Genomic DNA, 202 nt, shown 5'->3' on the forward strand with positions numbered 1-202 from the left:
TAAGCGAAGCTCTGAACTGAAGCCCCAGTAAACGGCGGCCGTAACTATAACGGTCCTAAGGTAGCGAAATTCCTTGTCGGGTAAGTTCCGACCCGCACGAAAGGTGTAACGATTTGGGCACTGTCTCAACCAGAGACTCGGTGAAATTATAGTACCTGTGAAGATGCAGGTTACCCGCGACAGGACGGAAAGACCCCGTGGA

At 52.0% G+C, this 202-nt stretch carries 1 rRNA gene; it reads left to right on the forward strand.

Annotated elements, in window-relative coordinates:
- A 23S ribosomal RNA gene (locus MR143_RS33770) occupies window positions 1-202 on the forward strand; the annotation flags it as partial.

The sequence above is a fragment of the Bacillus cereus group sp. BfR-BA-01347 genome (genome assembly GCF_022663835.1).
Classification (GTDB): domain Bacteria; phylum Bacillota; class Bacilli; order Bacillales; family Bacillaceae_G; genus Bacillus_A; species Bacillus_A thuringiensis_K.